This window comes from Mesobacillus subterraneus (genome assembly GCF_020524355.2).
Lineage (GTDB): Bacteria > Bacillota > Bacilli > Bacillales > Cytobacillaceae > Mesobacillus > Mesobacillus subterraneus_C.
In genome coordinates this window covers 186808-203898 of sequence record NZ_CP129019.1, presented here as the reverse complement: position 1 = coordinate 203898, position 17091 = coordinate 186808, and the positions used below count along the sequence as shown (strand labels likewise).

Annotated in this window: 17 protein-coding genes; 1 reads left to right on the top strand and 16 read right to left on the bottom strand. The window is 44.5% G+C overall.

The window, feature by feature from the left end:
- Nucleotides 1-3: 3 nt before the first annotated feature.
- The 16 genes from uvrB to LC048_RS00835 form a co-directional block, all read right to left on the bottom strand.
- A complete protein-coding gene (gene uvrB / locus LC048_RS00910; RefSeq protein ID WP_306049190.1) occupies nucleotides 4-1983 on the bottom strand; it encodes an excinuclease ABC subunit UvrB in 1980 nt (659 codons plus the stop codon).
- 331 nt (nucleotides 1984-2314) lie between these two features.
- Nucleotides 2315-2548 (bottom strand): CsbA family protein, encoded by a 234-nt coding sequence (locus LC048_RS00905; RefSeq protein WP_041966402.1) that lies wholly within the window; start codon nucleotides 2546-2548, stop codon nucleotides 2315-2317.
- A 168-nt stretch (nucleotides 2549-2716) separates the two neighbouring features.
- On the bottom strand, nucleotides 2717-3643 hold the full coding sequence (locus tag LC048_RS00900; protein WP_264188320.1) for an EAL and HDOD domain-containing protein: 927 nt from the start codon (nucleotides 3641-3643) through the stop codon (nucleotides 2717-2719).
- A gap of 28 nt (nucleotides 3644-3671) precedes the next feature.
- Entirely contained in the window at nucleotides 3672-3959 is a 288-nt protein-coding gene (locus LC048_RS00895) for a YuxH family protein (RefSeq protein WP_226601638.1), read from the bottom strand.
- Between the two features lie 141 nt (nucleotides 3960-4100).
- Nucleotides 4101-4655 carry a helix-turn-helix domain-containing protein gene (locus tag LC048_RS00890; RefSeq protein WP_226601637.1) on the bottom strand — a complete coding sequence of 185 codons (555 nt, stop codon included), beginning with the start codon at nucleotides 4653-4655 and terminating at the stop codon, nucleotides 4101-4103.
- A gap of 148 nt (nucleotides 4656-4803) precedes the next feature.
- A complete protein-coding gene (locus tag LC048_RS00885) occupies nucleotides 4804-4983 on the bottom strand; it encodes a hypothetical protein (protein WP_226601636.1) in 180 nt (59 codons plus the stop codon).
- A gap of 181 nt (nucleotides 4984-5164) precedes the next feature.
- Nucleotides 5165-5572, bottom strand: coding sequence for a GNAT family N-acetyltransferase (locus tag LC048_RS00880; protein ID WP_226601635.1), 408 nt, complete (start codon nucleotides 5570-5572; stop codon nucleotides 5165-5167).
- Complete coding sequence (locus tag LC048_RS00875; protein WP_226601634.1) at nucleotides 5559-6245, bottom strand: HAD family hydrolase; 687 nt, start codon at nucleotides 6243-6245, stop codon at nucleotides 5559-5561. The genes LC048_RS00880 and LC048_RS00875 overlap by 14 nt, the downstream gene beginning before the upstream one ends.
- Nucleotides 6246-6303: 58 nt before the next feature.
- Nucleotides 6304-8763, bottom strand: coding sequence for a S8 family serine peptidase (locus tag LC048_RS00870; protein WP_306049186.1), 2460 nt, complete (start codon nucleotides 8761-8763; stop codon nucleotides 6304-6306).
- A gap of 570 nt (nucleotides 8764-9333) precedes the next feature.
- Nucleotides 9334-10761 (bottom strand): S8 family serine peptidase, encoded by a 1428-nt coding sequence (locus LC048_RS00865; RefSeq protein WP_306049185.1) that lies wholly within the window; start codon nucleotides 10759-10761, stop codon nucleotides 9334-9336.
- Nucleotides 10762-10920: 159 nt separating this feature from the next.
- Nucleotides 10921-11577: a response regulator gene (locus LC048_RS00860; protein WP_226601631.1), complete on the bottom strand. Its 657-nt coding sequence runs from the start codon at nucleotides 11575-11577 to the stop codon at nucleotides 10921-10923.
- Nucleotides 11552-13420 carry a sensor histidine kinase gene (locus LC048_RS00855; protein WP_306049183.1) on the bottom strand — a complete coding sequence of 623 codons (1869 nt, stop codon included), beginning with the start codon at nucleotides 13418-13420 and terminating at the stop codon, nucleotides 11552-11554. Before LC048_RS00855 ends, LC048_RS00860 begins: the two co-directional genes overlap by 26 nt.
- A gap of 256 nt (nucleotides 13421-13676) precedes the next feature.
- The gene (locus LC048_RS00850; protein WP_226601629.1) at nucleotides 13677-14573 is read right to left on the bottom strand and encodes a peptide ABC transporter permease; all 897 of its coding nucleotides are present in this window, start codon (nucleotides 14571-14573) and stop codon (nucleotides 13677-13679) included.
- A complete protein-coding gene (locus tag LC048_RS00845; RefSeq protein ID WP_226601628.1) occupies nucleotides 14570-15418 on the bottom strand; it encodes an ABC transporter permease subunit in 849 nt (282 codons plus the stop codon). Before LC048_RS00845 ends, LC048_RS00850 begins: the two co-directional genes overlap by 4 nt.
- 36 nt (nucleotides 15419-15454) lie before the next feature.
- Nucleotides 15455-15970 (bottom strand): hypothetical protein, encoded by a 516-nt coding sequence (locus tag LC048_RS00840; protein ID WP_306049181.1) that lies wholly within the window; start codon nucleotides 15968-15970, stop codon nucleotides 15455-15457.
- Nucleotides 15957-16484: a hypothetical protein gene (locus tag LC048_RS00835; protein WP_226601626.1), complete on the bottom strand. Its 528-nt coding sequence runs from the start codon at nucleotides 16482-16484 to the stop codon at nucleotides 15957-15959. The genes LC048_RS00840 and LC048_RS00835 overlap by 14 nt, the downstream gene beginning before the upstream one ends.
- 294 nt (nucleotides 16485-16778) lie before the next feature.
- On the opposite strand from LC048_RS00835, the gene LC048_RS00830 reads away from it, so the two are divergent.
- The gene (locus LC048_RS00830; protein ID WP_226601625.1) at nucleotides 16779-17087 is read left to right on the top strand and encodes a PadR family transcriptional regulator; all 309 of its coding nucleotides are present in this window, start codon (nucleotides 16779-16781) and stop codon (nucleotides 17085-17087) included.
- Nucleotides 17088-17091 lie beyond the last annotated feature (4 nt).

Here is a 17091-nt window from a genome sequence, read left to right as displayed (position 1 = left end):
TCGTCATCCTTCCGCTTTTAACTCAAGAATGAGGTCACGCAGCTCGGCTGCCCGTTCGAAGTTGAGAGCCTTCGCCGCGTCCTTCATTTCTTTTTCCATATTTAAAATCACTTGTTCGCGATCTTTCTTGGTCAATTTCTTCAGGCCTTCTGCCGGGCTGTAACCTTCCTGCTCCTCGGCAGCAATCGTCGCCCGGATCACGTCGCGGATATCCTTCTGGATCGTTTGCGGGGTGATGCCATGCTTTTCGTTGTATTCTATCTGGATTTCACGGCGGCGCTTCGTTTCACTGATCGCTTTTTCCATCGAATCGGTCATTCTGTCTGCATACATGATGACATGTCCGCCGGAATTTCTCGCCGCACGTCCAATCGTCTGGATCAGTGATCTTTCCGAACGAAGGAATCCTTCCTTATCCGCATCAAGGATCGTAACGAGTGAAACCTCTGGGATATCCAAGCCTTCCCTCAAGAGATTGATTCCAATCAGGACATCATATTTACCAAGGCGCAGCTCGCGAATAATCTCAATCCGCTCAAGCGTCTTGATCTCTGAGTGCAGGTATTGGACTTTGATGCCGATTTCCTTCAGGTAATCCGTCAGATCCTCAGACATCTTTTTCGTCAGAGTCGTTACAAGCACACGCTCATTCCGCTTCGTCCGCTCCTGGATTTCTGCGATCAGGTCGTCAATCTGACCTTCGATTGGCCTAACATCGATCGTCGGATCCAGCAGACCTGTCGGACGGATGATCTGCTGTACCATATCCGGCGTATGTTCAAGCTCATAAGGTCCTGGAGTCGCCGATACGAAAACAGCCTGCTTGACATGCTTCTCGAATTCAGCAAATGTCAGCGGTCTGTTATCCATTGCTGACGGCAGGCGGAATCCGTGGTCTACCAGCACCTGTTTGCGGGCCTGGTCACCATTAAACATTCCCCTTATTTGCGGCAATGTAACATGCGACTCATCAACAACAATCATAAAGTCGTCCGGGAAGTAATCAAGCAAAGTATATGGAGTCGCACCCGCAGGCCTTAAGGTCAGATGGCGCGAATAGTTCTCGATACCGGAGCAGAAACCCATCTCTCGCATCATTTCAAGGTCATACCTTGTGCGCTGTTCAAGCCTTTGGGACTCAAGAAGCTTTTCCTCGGAGCGCATTACTTCCAGTCGCTCTTCCAGCTCTTTTTCGATGTTATCGATTGCGATCCGCAGTTTTTCCTCCCGTGTTACGAAGTGGGATGCCGGGAAGATCGCAACATGATCACGTTCGCCGATAATCTCGCCAGTCAGCGCATCAACCTCTCGGATCCGGTCAATCTCGTCACCGAAAAACTCCACCCTCATACAGTGTTCATCACGAGATACTGGAAAAATTTCGACAACATCACCGCGAACACGGAACGTCCCGCGCTTGAAGTCGATATCATTTCGTTCATACTGGACGTCAACCAGCTTGTGAAGAAGCTTATTACGCTCAATTTCCATGCCGGTCCGGAGTGACACGACCATGTCACGGTATTCATCCGGATTACCGAGGCCGTAGATACAGGAAACACTGGCAATGATGATGACATCCTTGCGCTCAAATAGCGACGATGTGGCTGAGTGGCGCAGCTTGTCAATCTCATCATTGATGCTTGCGTCCTTCTCAATGAAAGTATCCGTCTGCGGCACATAGGCCTCTGGCTGATAATAGTCATAGTAGCTGACGAAATACTCAACAGCGTTGTTCGGGAAAAATTCCTTGAACTCACTGTACAGCTGGCCGGCCAGGGTTTTATTGTGAGCGATGACAAGCGTCGGCTTGTTCACTTCCTTGATCACATTGGAAATCGTGAACGTCTTACCAGTTCCTGTCGCGCCAAGAAGCGTTTGATGCTTCTTGTTATCACGGATTCCCTGCACAAGCTCTTTGATTGCCGCAGGCTGGTCCCCCTGCGGAGAATACTTCGAGACTAATTCAAATTGGTCCTTCACAGAAAAGCCTCCTGTAATTTTAAATTTCCAGACTCATTTCGATTCACTGTCATTATTAATGATTTCATTGATTCAGTAACTTTTCCGAAAAGAGTTTTCCTCTATATAAGCCTTACATAGTTGTCAAAAAGTCATATCCTCATTCTACCACAAAGAAGGGAAAACAAACCAATAAAAAGCGAACAAACATTCGAATTTAATAGCTGAGTTTTATAAATTGATGCTGTAAGTTGTCGAATCCTCGTTAATCAAACGTTTGATTAAATTGGGATTATTCCTTTAACCATAAGAAAAACCCACCGGACACAATCCGACAGGCTTACTTTTAAAATTATGACTGCTTTTTGTTGCGCTTCATCATCCGGTTCGCCAGATAGAAGCCCACGGTCAATGAAAAGGCATCGACGACAATCAGCAGGAACGAATCTGTGTATCCTTTATAAACAGAAGCCGCAATCAACGCGACCGTCAAAACGAGAGCAAGGATGTGGTTATAGGCAACCCTGGTGAAAAACACAACCATGAAACCAGGCAGGAACAGTGCGGACAAATATTTCAGCACCAATTGATTAAACACCTCATTCAGAGAAATAACGAAAATTTAGAATCATCTTTTTAAAATATAACTTTTTTGGCTGCTGGTTACAAGAAACTTCCTCTAAAAAGGAGTTTGTTTTCGCGTTGATTGTTGCCAGCATAAAAGAAAAAGCATGCGGCTGCATGCTGATTATCTTTATATATTCACTTCACTTAAAACCTTGGTAGCCCAGTCACTTGCCTCGCCATAGAGCCTGAATAGCTCTTCCACCGGCATAGTGGTTGGATTGAAGGTCAGCTCCACATCTTCGTGGAAGGCGTGTTCGATGTCTTTTAAAAATTGGAGCATGACGTATTCGTCGTTCTTTTCACCCATCAAGGCATGTTTCAACTCATTGCTTAACGGCAAGTCTTCAAGCAGCTCCTCCATCGGATGGTGAAGCAAGGAATCCATCAAGGAGAACATTCCGAGCAGGAAGTATTTTGACGCCAGCACTTCTCTGCCGACTTTCCTGCCGATCAATTCGCCTAATTTTCCGCGCTTTAGCGACAGCTCGATGATTTCCCGTTCCTTCGTACCACCCGAACCTTTATCGGCTCCCCTGATTGCCAAAACATAAATCCACTTTTTGATTTCATTGAGCCCTAATAGAATGATGGCTTGCTTTATGGAGGAAACCTCATTCCTTGGCCTGAAAACCGGGTTATTGATCAGCCTCAGAAGCTTATAGGAAAGGGAAATATCTTTTTCGATCACATCTTTAATTTTTTCGAGATCAGGCTCTGGACTCTCGATCTCTTTTAAAATCTGAAAATATGAATGATAATATGATGGGATATCATAGCTGTTCAGGATGACAGGTTTGCTAAAATAAAAGCCCTGGAAGTATACGAAGCCATCTTCTTTGGCCTCTAGATATTCTTCAATCGTTTCGACTTTTTCAGCAAGAAAGTGGATATTTCGATCTTTAAGGAAGCGAATCATTTCCTGTCTGTCTCTTCGGCTCGTTGCCCGGAAATCAATTTTGATTATATCTATATAATCTAAAATTCGAACAGTCAATTCGTTCCACTGCGAAACAAAGAAATCATCAAGCGCAATAGTGTATCCATGCTTCTTCAAATCTTTACAAATCCTCAGGATGTCTTCATTAAAGTTCCACTGTTTCCAATATCTCGACAACGATGGATAATGGATTGAAATATGAAGGTACACCCAGTTTTAAGAGGTTATCGGTAAAATTAATATAGCAGGGCTTGCCATTCGATAATTCTTTGATTCCAATATTCAAGAAACTATTTACGATTACATCTGTTGTAGCCTGGTCCCCATCAGTGTGCTGATAATTATTGACCGGGCTGTTCCTGTATAACAATTCATAAGCAACTGTCTTTTCATTTATATCAAATATAGGCTGCCTGGCAACATAAATATCCATAAACACTCCTCCTGGGGACGTGAGACGACATTTCTGTAAATATTAAACAAGACTTTGGTAGGAAAAATATACTATTATTTTACAAGTATTACAAGAGTGAAAAAGTGTTTTCCATATATTGTAGGTTTTTTCATAATGAATTCATTGAGTGAGGCGTTTGAGCTTTTTACGGATGGACTCTCTCGTCCGCCCAAGCATATATGAGATCTCTGCCAGCGTTTTTCCGCAGCAGTGCCATTCGAGGACCAGCTTTTCTTCGTGCTTGGTCCATGCTTTGTAACTCGTGACTTGCCGTGGAGTTTTACGCTCTTCTGCTACCCAATATGGTTCAGGTGGAAGTGCATCAGGTTCGAGCTTGGAGAAGTCAATTTTATGGCGGTTTTTTTCTGCCCACAACCAGAATTCATCAGTGTTGATGAACGTGAATTTCTTTTTGCTGCGGGTAACCCGCTGGTGGTATTTCAGGTCATGGTTAAAAATCCATTGCATGACGGTATTACGGTCAATCTTGAGGATTTTTGCCAATTCTCCGGCGGTCAGCATTCCTGTGGAGGATTTTGTATGGGATAGTCCTAATCTCGTAATCTTCACTTCGATTGCCGTGATACTGCGATTCAGCCTTCTCGCAATGATAGATAATGATTGGCTGCCAAGCTGGTCTTTGATCATCTGTAAGTCTTCAGGTGCGTATCTCATCTTAGATTTCAACCATCCTTTAAGCTAGTATCATTTCTCTTCAGCTAATTAAAGCATATTTGAACTCACTAAATAATACCCCGATAAGTAAATACACTGATATTCCATAAAAGTTATAAACAATACATTTTCTACCATTTTTTTCTGATTAATGAAGAAAAAGCAGCCATCTAATTAGCTGCTTCCTATCTCCCATCGCAAGAGCTGTATGATTTGTTTCACCATTGATACGCTCAATACTATCCTTAATTTTTTCTGTCGACTTTAAAGAGAGCTCTGCCAGCCTTGAAAAAATCAACAACATCTTCAATTTGATGCACTTGCCCATGCAGTTTTTCTCTCCTTAGGATTATTGACGTTTAATTTATTTGGTTACATTGTAAAATACTTCTCCGGGTGAAAACTTTGTGAATTTTTTTCAGAAGATTTACTTCTTGATATGGGACATAAGTCTTCTTATTCAGGCATGGTATAAACTCACCAATAAAAAAACAGCCTTGATCGGCTGTTCAATATTTCCGGTACATTCCATGGGATTCTGGATAAGTATATGCAAAGCCATATTGTTCATAAAGGTTATTTGCCGGTTCATCGGCAATCAGGCTTACATATGACCCTTCATATGTATGTTCATTTAAATAGTTCATAAGTTCTTTCATGATTAGCTTTCCCAATCCCCTTCCCTGAAATGATGGCTTGACGGCAATATCAACAACCTGAAAAAATGCCCCGCCATCCCCAATAATCCGTCCCATAGCCACAAGGGCAAACTCATCATAAATGGTGACCGCGAATAATGAATTTTTCAATCCAATCTGTGCAGCTTCCAGCGATTTGCCGCTCATTCCTGTTTCGAGGCGCAGATTGATATATTCAACTTCATTGGGCGGGTCGTATGTAATCTTAAAGTCTTTCATGAAAAACAGCTCCTTCCAGGATAATGCTTAGCAAACTCTTTAAATCTTCTATAATAAAATCTGCCGCAGCCTCCTCCCAATAGTCATCCCGCTTCCAGATTCCAATCATCCCAATGTTCCGGGCTGCTACCACATCATTTTCAGGGTGGTCACCCACAAATATACTGTGTGCCGCCAATACTCCAAGTTCGTCACGTGCTCGCTGTAAAATTCGCGGGTCAGGCTTGCTATAACCAACTGCTTCTGAGATCAGGATTGAATCAAAGAATCCTTCAATTCCCAATGCTTTTACATTGTCCATCTGGAATCGAGTTTTGCCATTCGAGACTAATCCGAGTTTAACTCCCATCTGTTGGAGATTTCCAAGGACCTCGTGCAAATGTGGAAAACCGATGCATGAATGCTTGAAATTCGTCATGTAATCCTCCAGCAGGTCTTCCCATTTTAAGTCCGTGATGCTGAATTCTTTTAAAAGCTGGCTGTATACTTTGTCCTTCCAGACATAACCCCTTGCATCCAATTCTATGAATCTGCTTTTATATCGCTGTTTGTCTATCAAACTCAATTCAGACCAAAAGCGATCATACTGGTCTTCGATAAATTTCACGACAGAAGCATTCCGGTCCAGCAAGGTGCCATCAAGGTCAAAAAACACAGCTTCTATTTTAGGCATACAAACTCCCCCCTATAAGGAAAAAGAACAGGCCATTTCTGCCTGTTCTCATTTTACCTTATTTTAGAAAAGCATTATAGTAGCGTGTCATTGCAACCGCAAAGTCACCGCGTGTATTTTTTACAGAAGGGTTGAAACTTGCTGTTACCTTTGGTTTCAGATCATAAGGCCCCTGTGTGACAGCAAATTTGGCATTGAGGATATTCAGGTCGAGAGCCACCTGGACATAGCCTTTCAAATGGTCAGGAACTTCTGACACATCTGAAATTGCGATTCTTTCGTCATTATACTGTACAGTCAGCTGCCCATCGAATTCCTCTGCTTCCTTTTGCAAACCTAGTGATTGAACCAGTGAGTATGCCAGCTCAGCACGGGTCACGCCATCCTTCGGCGAGAATTTGCTGTTTGCTTTTGGCAGGATGACACCCTTCTGGATATGCTGGTGGTCGCGGAAGGAAGCTCCTTTTGCTGCTGCCGCTTCCACGAATGGAAGGTCCGATTTTGAAACATCCGAGAAACTCGGCGCAGCTGGAATTACCTGCTTAATCTCAGCACCCATCACCAAGTATTTTGCCAGCTCTGCTCTTGTTAAAAGCGCATCTGGTTTGAAGGCGCCATTCGAAAAGCCATCGAATAATCGTTCACTTACGCCCATTTTAATGGCATCTGCTGCCGGGTGTCCGGCAATATCGTTCAATCCGGAGAAACCGCTGACCTTTGTGAAGGCCATTTCTCCTTTTACCGTTTCAGGCAAAGCCAGGCCAAGTGGATTGGTATCAGCACCGCGAAGTCCGCGAATCTCAGCCTTCCATGCCCCTGGTGCCGGTGAAGTCACCGATACGGTTCGATCATAATAGAGCGGGAACAGCAGGCTGACACCCGAGCTGTATTCTGTGCCATCCGGAGCGATCAGCACAAGGTTGATCGGATTGCCCGTTTGTTCCATGAGACCTGCTCCATTAACTTTTGCCATAAGGCTGGACATACCTTCTTCAACTGTGAATTCATATTGATTTTTAGAGATAAATGTCAACGGATTGTAATCAACCGAGAATTCCTTTCGTTCTGTCGATGAATTGACATTGCTATAGAATGTCTGGGTTGCGTTCAGTGTCTCGCCATATGATGTATCATTGAATGCTTTATCTATTGCTGCATAAGCGTTCACGTAACCTGCGCCGACTTCCCAGGTTTCATAGCCTGGCATATTCGTAGCAGTCTGTTCAAGAATCGACTTGATTTCGGCAGGCGACAACAGTGGATTCGCTTCAAGCATTAGTGCAACAATACCCGCAACATGCGGAGTCGCCATCGATGTACCGCTCATTGTTGTATAGTAAGGCAGGTACGCCGGTTCGATTGTTTCAGCATCCTGGTCGATTGCCAGGCTTGCGACTGGACCAATAACGCGAGTTGAAACGATGTCCACACCAGGTGCCGTTACGGTCGGTTCATCCTTCCACGTCCATTCCTTTCCATCCATTGTAAAAGTGCCGCCTACACCTTTCGTGCCTCTTGAAGAGAAATCAGCCAGCTTCCCGTCCTTGACTCCAGCAGCGGCCAGCGAAATGACCCATGGAGCTTTAGCGTACGGGTTGTGAGTGTTTTCTCCTGGTCCTTCATTTCCTGCCGCAAAAAGAACCGTAATTCCGCGGTCATGCGCTTTTTTGCTGGCAATATTGATCGGATCGTTGGGATCAAAGTCGCCTGATGAACCCCATGAATTTGTGATGACGCGGATATTGTACTGCGACTGATGAGTGATCGCGTAGTCGAAACCGCCGATACCATCAAGGACGAACAATGCCGCTCCTGAACCGTACCCGATCAAGTCCGCACCCGGTGCAGCTCCTTCATATTTACCGCCGGACATCGCGCCCGTTCCGCCGACCGTTCCGGCTACGTGAGTACCATGGCCTGAGTTTGTATCAGTATTCGGGACGTTTTCCTGATATGTGACCGGCAGCAAGCCTGGTGCAAGTGCATTCAGGTTTGTGGAACCCATGACATTCTGGACAAGATTCTTGCCCAATTCATGGTCTTTATGTGTTCCGTCAACTCCACTGTCGTTCACGACGACACCGATTCCTTTTCCGGAAACAGGCAGGCCGTCGTTCGCTTTGCGGAAGCTGTCGTCCGTCCTGGCTTTATCGACGCCAGTGATTGCGGTGGCATCCGCGTTGAAGTAACTAAGTTTCCTGTTCATATAGATCGATTGTACTTCTGGATTTGCCGCAAGTTTTTCGATTTGTGCTTTTGTTGCGATGACTCCGGCAATCGGCAATGACTTCATGCTGATCCCCGTTTCGATACCGAGCGTTTTTAACAATGATAATTGCGAGTTTGTCGGAGCGCTGTCTCCTTTAAAAGTGACAATGACCTGCAGTGAGCTCGCAGTATCAAGTGCCTTGCTAACCAGCGGATCAATGACCGCCAGACTGCCCGCCTTCCCCTGGGGTACAGCAAATACCGGAAAAATGAGCAATAGTGCCAGCAACAAATACGTAAAACGTTTCATGTTATTCTCCTCTCATTCTATAAAATTTTGAATATTCCTAACTTAATTATCATGAAATCCCCGCTGTAAAACTATTCTTCAAAGGTAATAAAATCAAATTCCGGAATGTCTATTCTTGCATCGTACAAAAGTTATAGATGAGTAGTGCTATCTACGGGCATGTTTTTTCCAAAATTAGGATAAATCTGCAATTCTCAGGTTTTTTTGTGCAATTATAGAAAAAGTTCGTGCAATTAAGGTGCTTAATCGTGCGATTTGACTGAATTTCTGTGCAATTAATAGCACTTAGTAAGAGAATAATTTTTCCAGCTAGGAAATGGACCGAGTTTAAAGTCACTATCCCCTCAAAAAAACCACTTAAAGAGTAAAATCTCACCTAAAGAACCCTTTTATCGCTGGTTTTTTTAAAAAAAAGAATCCATTCCTCTAGTTCGGTTTCCCTATTTCAAAAAACAACGAGTTTTTCAATCGATTTCACGCATAATTCGCTTGTTTTACTTCAGCATTTCACCAAACGGCCCCGGCGGAGTAAAAATCTCCCCTGCGCCAGCAAGGGAGATCAACAAATCGTCATTTTTTCTTTTTAAAAGCTGCATTGACCGCATCATATGCATTCACGTAACCAGCACCGACTTCCCACGCCGCGTAATCCGGCATCGTGGTGGCTGTGTTTTCAAGGATTGATTTTACCTCAGTAGGCGACAGCAACGGATTGGCTTCGAGCATCAAGGCGACGATTCCGGCGACATGCGGAGCGGCCATCGATGTTCCGCTCATCGTCGTGTAAAAAGGCAGGTGTGCTGGTTCAATGTATTCAGCATCTGCAGTCGCACCAAGCAGCACGAGCGGACTGATCACTCTAGTTGAAATAATGTCGACTCCAGGTGAAGTCAATGTAGGCTGATCCACCCATTTCCATGTCTGGCCATCGGCGGTAACACTTCCGCCCCGGTCTTCTTCGCCGCGTGAAGAGAAATCTGCCAGCTTTCCTGACTTATCTCCAGCTGCAACGGTAACGACCCACGGTGCTTTTTTATAATTTCCGGAAATCGTTTTTGCGTCCGGACCTGAATTGCCTGCGGAGAAAACCGTCACGATGCCGCGGTCATACAGTTTTTTCGTTGCGATATTAATAGGGTGATAAGGATCGAAATCAGTCCCTGCATCCCCAGTGTCTCCCCAAGAATTCGTGATGACGCGGATATTGTATTCATGCTGATGGGTCAGTGCATAATCAAAGCCGCCAATTGTATCAAGCATCGCGACCGCCGCCCCTGATCCATAGCCAATCAAGTTCGCGCCAGGAGCGACTCCCTCATATTTTCCGCCTGACATTTCGCCAGTTCCGCCAACAATACCAGCTACATGCGTACCATGTCCGGAGCTTGAATCGGTGTTCGGTACATTTTCAACATAAGAAACAGGCAATAGCGTACTAAGCGCATTCAGGTTAGTCGATCCCAACACATTTTGGACGAGATGGCTGCCAAACTCCAGATCACGATGCGTCCCGTCAACACCGCTGTCATTGATGACGACGCCAATCCCTTTTCCTGTCACCGGCAAGCCGCCATTCAGCTTTCTCATACTGTCATCTGTACGAACCTGGTCAACTCCAGTGATATCTGTCGCTTCCGCATTTTCGTATTCCAGCTTCTTGTTTAGATAGATAGAAACTACCTGGTCACTTTGTGCAAGCTTATCAATCTGTAATTTTGTCGCGAGAATTCCTGCGATCGGCAGGCTATTCAGTGTCAAACCCTTCGTAATCCCAACCTTCTCCAGAAGATTTACCTGCTCAGGCAGGACCCCCTCATCACTTTTAAAAGTAACGATTGCTTCGACAGGGGTGATGGCTGTCAAAAGCTTTTTCGTCAGCTCAGAATCGACCACAGCTTTGACTGGCTCAACTGCCTTTGTCGTCGTTCCGGGAATAATCGAAGCAAACACCGTCGCGTCCATAAGAATAAATGATAAAAATGCAGCTTTAAACTTCATTTACTTTTCAGCTCCTTAGCTATTTTTCTTAATATTCCCACAATATTTACATGAAAACCATTCTGCATTGTATTTAAAAAATAATATCCTCTGTACTAATCTTTGGTACTACTAAAGTAGTACTCAAAAGAAAAAGAGCCCTCGTGATGAGGACTCTCATTATGCTCCGCTCGATGTCGGCGGGATTGGCACGAGCTGATGCTGGACGGCGTGGATGACGACTTGGGAGCGGCTTTTGACATTCAGCTTTTTGAAAATTTTGCTGACGTGGATTTTGACGGTTTTGTCGCTGATGAACAGGCGGTCGGCGATTTCTTTGTTGCTGAGTCCTTCGACGAGGCAGAGCAATACTTCCTTTTCACGTTCGGTCAGGGTTGTGTCCTCCTGCTTTGTTTCTTTTTGCTGGTGGAAGGCGAGCAGTTTCCTTGTCATTGATGGATGGATGACCGACTCGCCGCGGGCGACGGTGCGTATTGCCTCGACGACCTGGTCGGAAGGCGCGTCCTTCAATAAATAGACGTCCGCTCCTTCACGGATGGCCGACATGAAATATTCTTCGTGGCTGTGCATTGTCAGCACAAGGATTTTAATATGCGGGTATTTCTTTTTCAAAATGCCCGTGACTTCAACGCCATTTTTCATCGGCATGTTGATATCCATTAAAATCATGTCTGGCTTGCAGCTCTCCACCTTCAATAGTGCATCGTCACCGGATACCGCTTCGCCGACGACTTCGATATCTTCTTCAACCGAAATAATATTCCGCAGCCCGTCGCGGAGCACGGCATGGTCATCCACTAGCATGAGCCTGATCATTTGTGGTTTCCCCCTCGATTCCCATTCTAGGAACGGTGATGCTGACTTCCGTTCCCGAGCCTTCCTTGCTGTCGATTTGCAGGGAGGCGTTGATTTTTTCAGCGGCATCGTTCATTTGCAGGATGCCGAAATGCGGCTGATTCCTCGCCTTCAGCATTGCCTGGAACAGCGAGAACCCTTTTCCTTCATCCTTGATTTTCAACAGTATATGCTCAGTTTGATAGCTTAAGAGAACTTCTACCTTCGTAGCCTGAGAATGCTTGATGGCGTTGTGAAGGCTTTCCTGGAAAGTGTCGAACAGAACTTTTTCGACCATCGGGCTAAGCTCCTGCTCCTGCCCCCGAATTTCGAATTCAATGTCCTGCCGGTATTCCTTCTGGACGGCTTCGATTTTTCTTAAAATCGCTTCTGCCAGCGTTGCCTTTTGAGTCGGATACGGGCGCAATGCATAGATCGATTCGCGCACTTCCTTCAGGCTTTCCCTGAGACCCATGACACTTTCATCCACAAGTTTCTTTGTTTCTTCAGGGTTCTTAGTGAACTTTTTCCCTGCAGTTTCCAGCTTCATGACTGCCCCGGCAAGCGTCTGGGCCACACCATCATGGATGTCGCGGGCAATCCGGTTCCGTTCCTCAAGGACAATCACCTTTTCTTTTTCGGTAAAAAGCATCCGCGTCTTGATGATGACGGCCAGTTGGTTGGCAAGCGTCGCAATCGATTGGACATCGTGGTCCTCAAAGCTTTTCGTCCGGCTGCGGGCAACAATGAACATCCCGATCGTTTCGTTCTCGATGACAAGCGGCGAGTAGACAAACGCCTTCACGTCTTCTTCAAAACAAGCGGCCGCGACACCGCCATCCTTTTTGCGGTCATTAAAAACCACGGGACTGCGCATTCCATCAAATTCTGCTAACGCCTCTGGGGTCAATTCGCATTTCGCTACTGTCCTGCCATCTTTGAAGCTAAGCTCCCATTCGCCATCTTTTTTGATCCATAATAAACTGGCCTCTGCACCAATCAATTCATTGAAGCTCCCTCGTAAAGCCGAAAGCCAGTCCTGTGAAGGAAGCATCTGATTCAACTCGGAAGTGATCGAAAAAAGAAGCTTCAAACGGTTCTTCTCTCTTTTCAGCCTGGCAATCGTCGCGCTCAAGAGGGAAATCCCTACTAGCGGCGAGAAAAAGAAGAAGTAAGCAAATACATCGATTTCACCGCGATTTTGGCTGCCCACGACATACAGGGTAATTCCGTAAATCAACGAAATACCTGCACTATTCAGTTCCGTGAGACTCTTTTGCTTCCACATTTTAAAAGAATAATGCTGCGGCCTGATAACGAGAACAAGGTCGACAATCACGTTGTTGACTAAAACATAGACAGCTAACAGGAGAATGTAACCGAACATTCCCTCTATAATCTGAGTGAGTGCCAGCTTTTCCAAGAGAGGTTCCATTAGAGGAAGTGTCATTGCAGCAACATAAAAACTGATCACGAGCTGGGCGGGGTTGAATAGTACGGTCCTGAGCGGCCTTCTATGGACGAGGTTCACAATCAGGACTGCGCCAGCAAAAGCGATTGCAGTGTACGGAAATCCATACAGCAAAAATAAAACATAGACCACCGGGAATGTGATCGCTGTATGCCCTCTCCAAACTGGCATCGGGTAGTACTCGCTAATAAGCAGGAATAAAAATAAAAGGGCTAAAACAACCGGTTCGCCGGGAGGTTCCAATTTTACAAGAGAGAGAAGGATGAGCAGCCAGCCAATCAATGATACCGAGTTCATGAACAACTTTGCAGACTTTTCCCTTCTTTGTGAAAGGGCCTTTTCCAAACAACGCACCTCCTTTTAGTTTAGAATTTTCAGTTAATTAATTTTATCGCGGGAGTATCCAAAACACAAATAAAACCCACTCACTGGCCGAATGGGGATACCACTAGCCAATGAATGGGCCAAACTCCCGAAGAGTTTTGTTGAACACTATTATGGCAAATTTTTCAGCCGCAGACTATTCATCCAACGGGGTATTTTTATAGTACGAAAGTGTTATAGCGAATCGCTATTCCTATATCCCCTTATTGTTCCTGACCATTTCCTTTTATTTGAAAAAGTCACTCAAAGCCTTATTGATCATCGCTACGCTCAGCGCAGTCAACGCGAAAAACAGAATCGGCACATAAACGATCCACTCATGAGCAAGCATGAAACGCTTGTTAATGCCAATCAACCCTGACCACTCATGTGTGACCGATGAGGGTGGTCCCTCACCCGTAATCGTTCCTCCAAAGAGGATGAGCAAGACGCCAAGGTGCACGAGCAGTGCGAGCACCTGCAAAAACTGCTGGCCGAACATCAAGATCCATTCTTCATACAATTGCGGAAGGACGTGCTTGAAATAGATATGGCGCTTGCTCCCGCCAAGAGTAATCGCCGATTTAATGAATTCTTCCTTCCAAACCCGGCGCTTTTTCTCAATCAGCTGGACGGTCAACGCCGGCAGCGCAATCAGGACTAGAATGATGAACTCATAGACCACCCTGACCCATAAAGGATGATGGAAGCCGTGGATTGTATACATGACGACCGAAACGAGCAGGAAGTAGGCAATCAATGTCTGCGGGAAAAAGGATAATGGCTCCGAAACCGTTTTTATCAGATTGAAGATCCGGTCCGGCACCCTGAATAGAAAATAACTCAAGACAATTGATAAAATCATCCTTAAAAAAGCGACGACCAGGACGATGCCAATTGAATATTTTGCCCCTTCAATCACGGTGTGGAGCATATCATAGCCATACATATCTGAGCCAAACAGAAAAACATCAAACGGCGGATATGGCGGCGCTTTTTCCAGGGTTCCTTCTTCATTATAGATGAACTGGACTTGTCTGATTTTGCCGTCATTCACAACGGTATTCAAAATACTCAGTATCAGCAGGATTGTCAGAAAGGATACCCCAAATATGAATTTTTTCGTTTTCAGCAATCTGATCATATTGATAACCTTCTAAAATCTATTAGTCTATAAATCAGGAAAAATGGCGTAAAGAACAGAATACAGCTAAACACGAACAGCTCGACGGAAACATACTTGATATTGAACAGCATCAAACCATTCAGATTAAATATGTATTCGACCATAACGAGTGTTGAGAGCATCATCCACACAATCGTCTTGAAGTGCCCTTTCAAATCCTCGCTGATATTGCGGACCACGTGGACATTCAGCATGTAAAAAAAGGACAGCCCTTTTGCTTTGGCTAATAGTATGTACTGCTTATCCAGCTCTTCAAAGATTTTAAGGACGATAATCTGCGTCAAAAAAAGAGAAATTGGCAGGCTCAAACTGATGAGTGGAAGCAGGACAGCCTGGTTATCGCTACCGAGCGAGGTCGTCTGGACGAATTTCACCCCGAAGGTTTTAAATACCCAAATCACAGCCGCCTGCAGCAGGAACATCCATAGCACATCAGGGATGGAACGAATGATTTCTATGAAGCTTAGAATATAGTCTTTTTTCTTTTCAAAAAAGAGCACGACCAAGTAGGATAGCAGGAACGCCATCGCTGTTGCCACAAACATTGCCATGCCCAATGTCTTCATCGAATAGAAAAATCGGCCCATCACCGCCGGCAGCATCTCATGCTTTCCATCGTAAGTTAGATTACTTAAGGTGAAAATCTTAAAAGCCAATTCCCATATATTGTGAAAATAACCCTCCGTATCAAACGTCAAACCCCTCAAAAGGACTGGCAGGCTCCCGATGGTTATAAACAGGAGCACACCTGCTATGTACTGCAAAATAACGGTGATGACCCGAATTGCACTTTTTATCACCATGACAAATCTCCTCAACTCTACCCTTAGTCCTTAAAATTATAATTTAGTTTTTTGATTGTTTCCAGTTTTTTCATAACGGGTACATAAGTGATAGAACACAATAATCATCGTCTGCGAAAGCAGGTAGATTGGGAACGACCAATACATCTTATAGCCTTTGTCAAAATGAAACAGGCCGATCTTGAGACCAACCCATTCCAGCAGTATCGAGAACGCCGACCATAACAGGATATAGGGAATGATTTTAAGCCCGCGAATGTTCCATTTTACATAAAAATAAAGAAAGAAATACCCATATGGTCCATACATGATATAGCTCAGGAAATCGATGAACTGATAGGATGAGTTGTCGTTGACATCATAATAATCCCAGGGCCTGATCGAAAGGGTGTGGTCGTAAAACAGGACTATGTAGATTCCGAAAATGTAATAACCGACACTCTCCAGCTTGCTGAAAATTTTTGGAGCGAACCAAATAGCCAGGTTCATGACGATGATGCTGATGACCACAAACCATTCATTTTCCTTGAACGCAGTATCATAAACTTTCATTTTGACGATTCTCCAATGTCTGTATAAAAGATACCAGCCTCAAAACGCCTAATGCCGAGAGCAGGAAGCCGGCATTCAATAAAATCGTATAGAAAAAGTTCCACTTAACATAAGTGAGGATTTGGAATTGTAAAGCCAGCCCATGCATGGCAAGCATGATTGCCAATGAAATCAAGAAGGCCTCTATTTTATAAAATAGCGATTTTGCTTGCACATAATAATTAGCAAAAAGCACCGTGACCATCGGTGTCAGCACGTCCCGGCATAGAATCAAGCAAACAAACAGCCAATCATCCTCAGGTAAATTAAAAAGATGCCATTCCAACGCAAAAACCGTCACGCATTGGCGCGTGATGATTGCAACCACCATGAAAACCAGAGCGTTTTGCAAAAAGTTCAGCGGTTTTTGCACATGATAAGCGAAATGCAGAAGTAAAATGGTAATCGTTATATAAATTGAAAGAGCCATAAGAACATCCCTTAAATAAAGTTTCACTCTCCTTACTTTGTCCATCTTCTTGTATCCTAACCATTTGAATCAAAATAAGCATACAGCCTTGAACTGTATGCTTGATGATCACTTCAAGAGTTCAACTAACTCCTTTTTTCCATAGCGATTGATGAATTTATGCATTTGTTCGCGTTTTTTCCCTTGCTCACTGTATATTTCTATATGTCTCGGTTTTTGCAGATTCCCCCTCCTATAGGGCAAAGATAAAGTAAAATAATTGAATTATTTTTCAGATACGTTAAAATGATATCGGGTTTCGTTATTGAATTTCGATATCAATGAAAGAAGGAATTTTTTATGGAGGATAAGGTCCTCAGGAAACTTTTTCTCGGATTCATCCAGATTCATATTTTACACCATGCGAAGGAGCAGCCGATTTTTGGGCTGTGGATGCTGGAAGAGCTGAAAGAGCATGGATACAGTTTAAGCGCCGGCACACTATACCCCATTCTGCACAGTATGGAATCAGACGGTCTGCTTATTAAAGAAGAAAGAAATGTCGAGGGCAAAATTCGAAAATACTACCGGACAACGGACAAAGGCAACAGCGTGCTTGAGGAAGCCCAAAAGAAAGCGTACGAACTGTTCAAGGAAATCAAAGATTGATTGG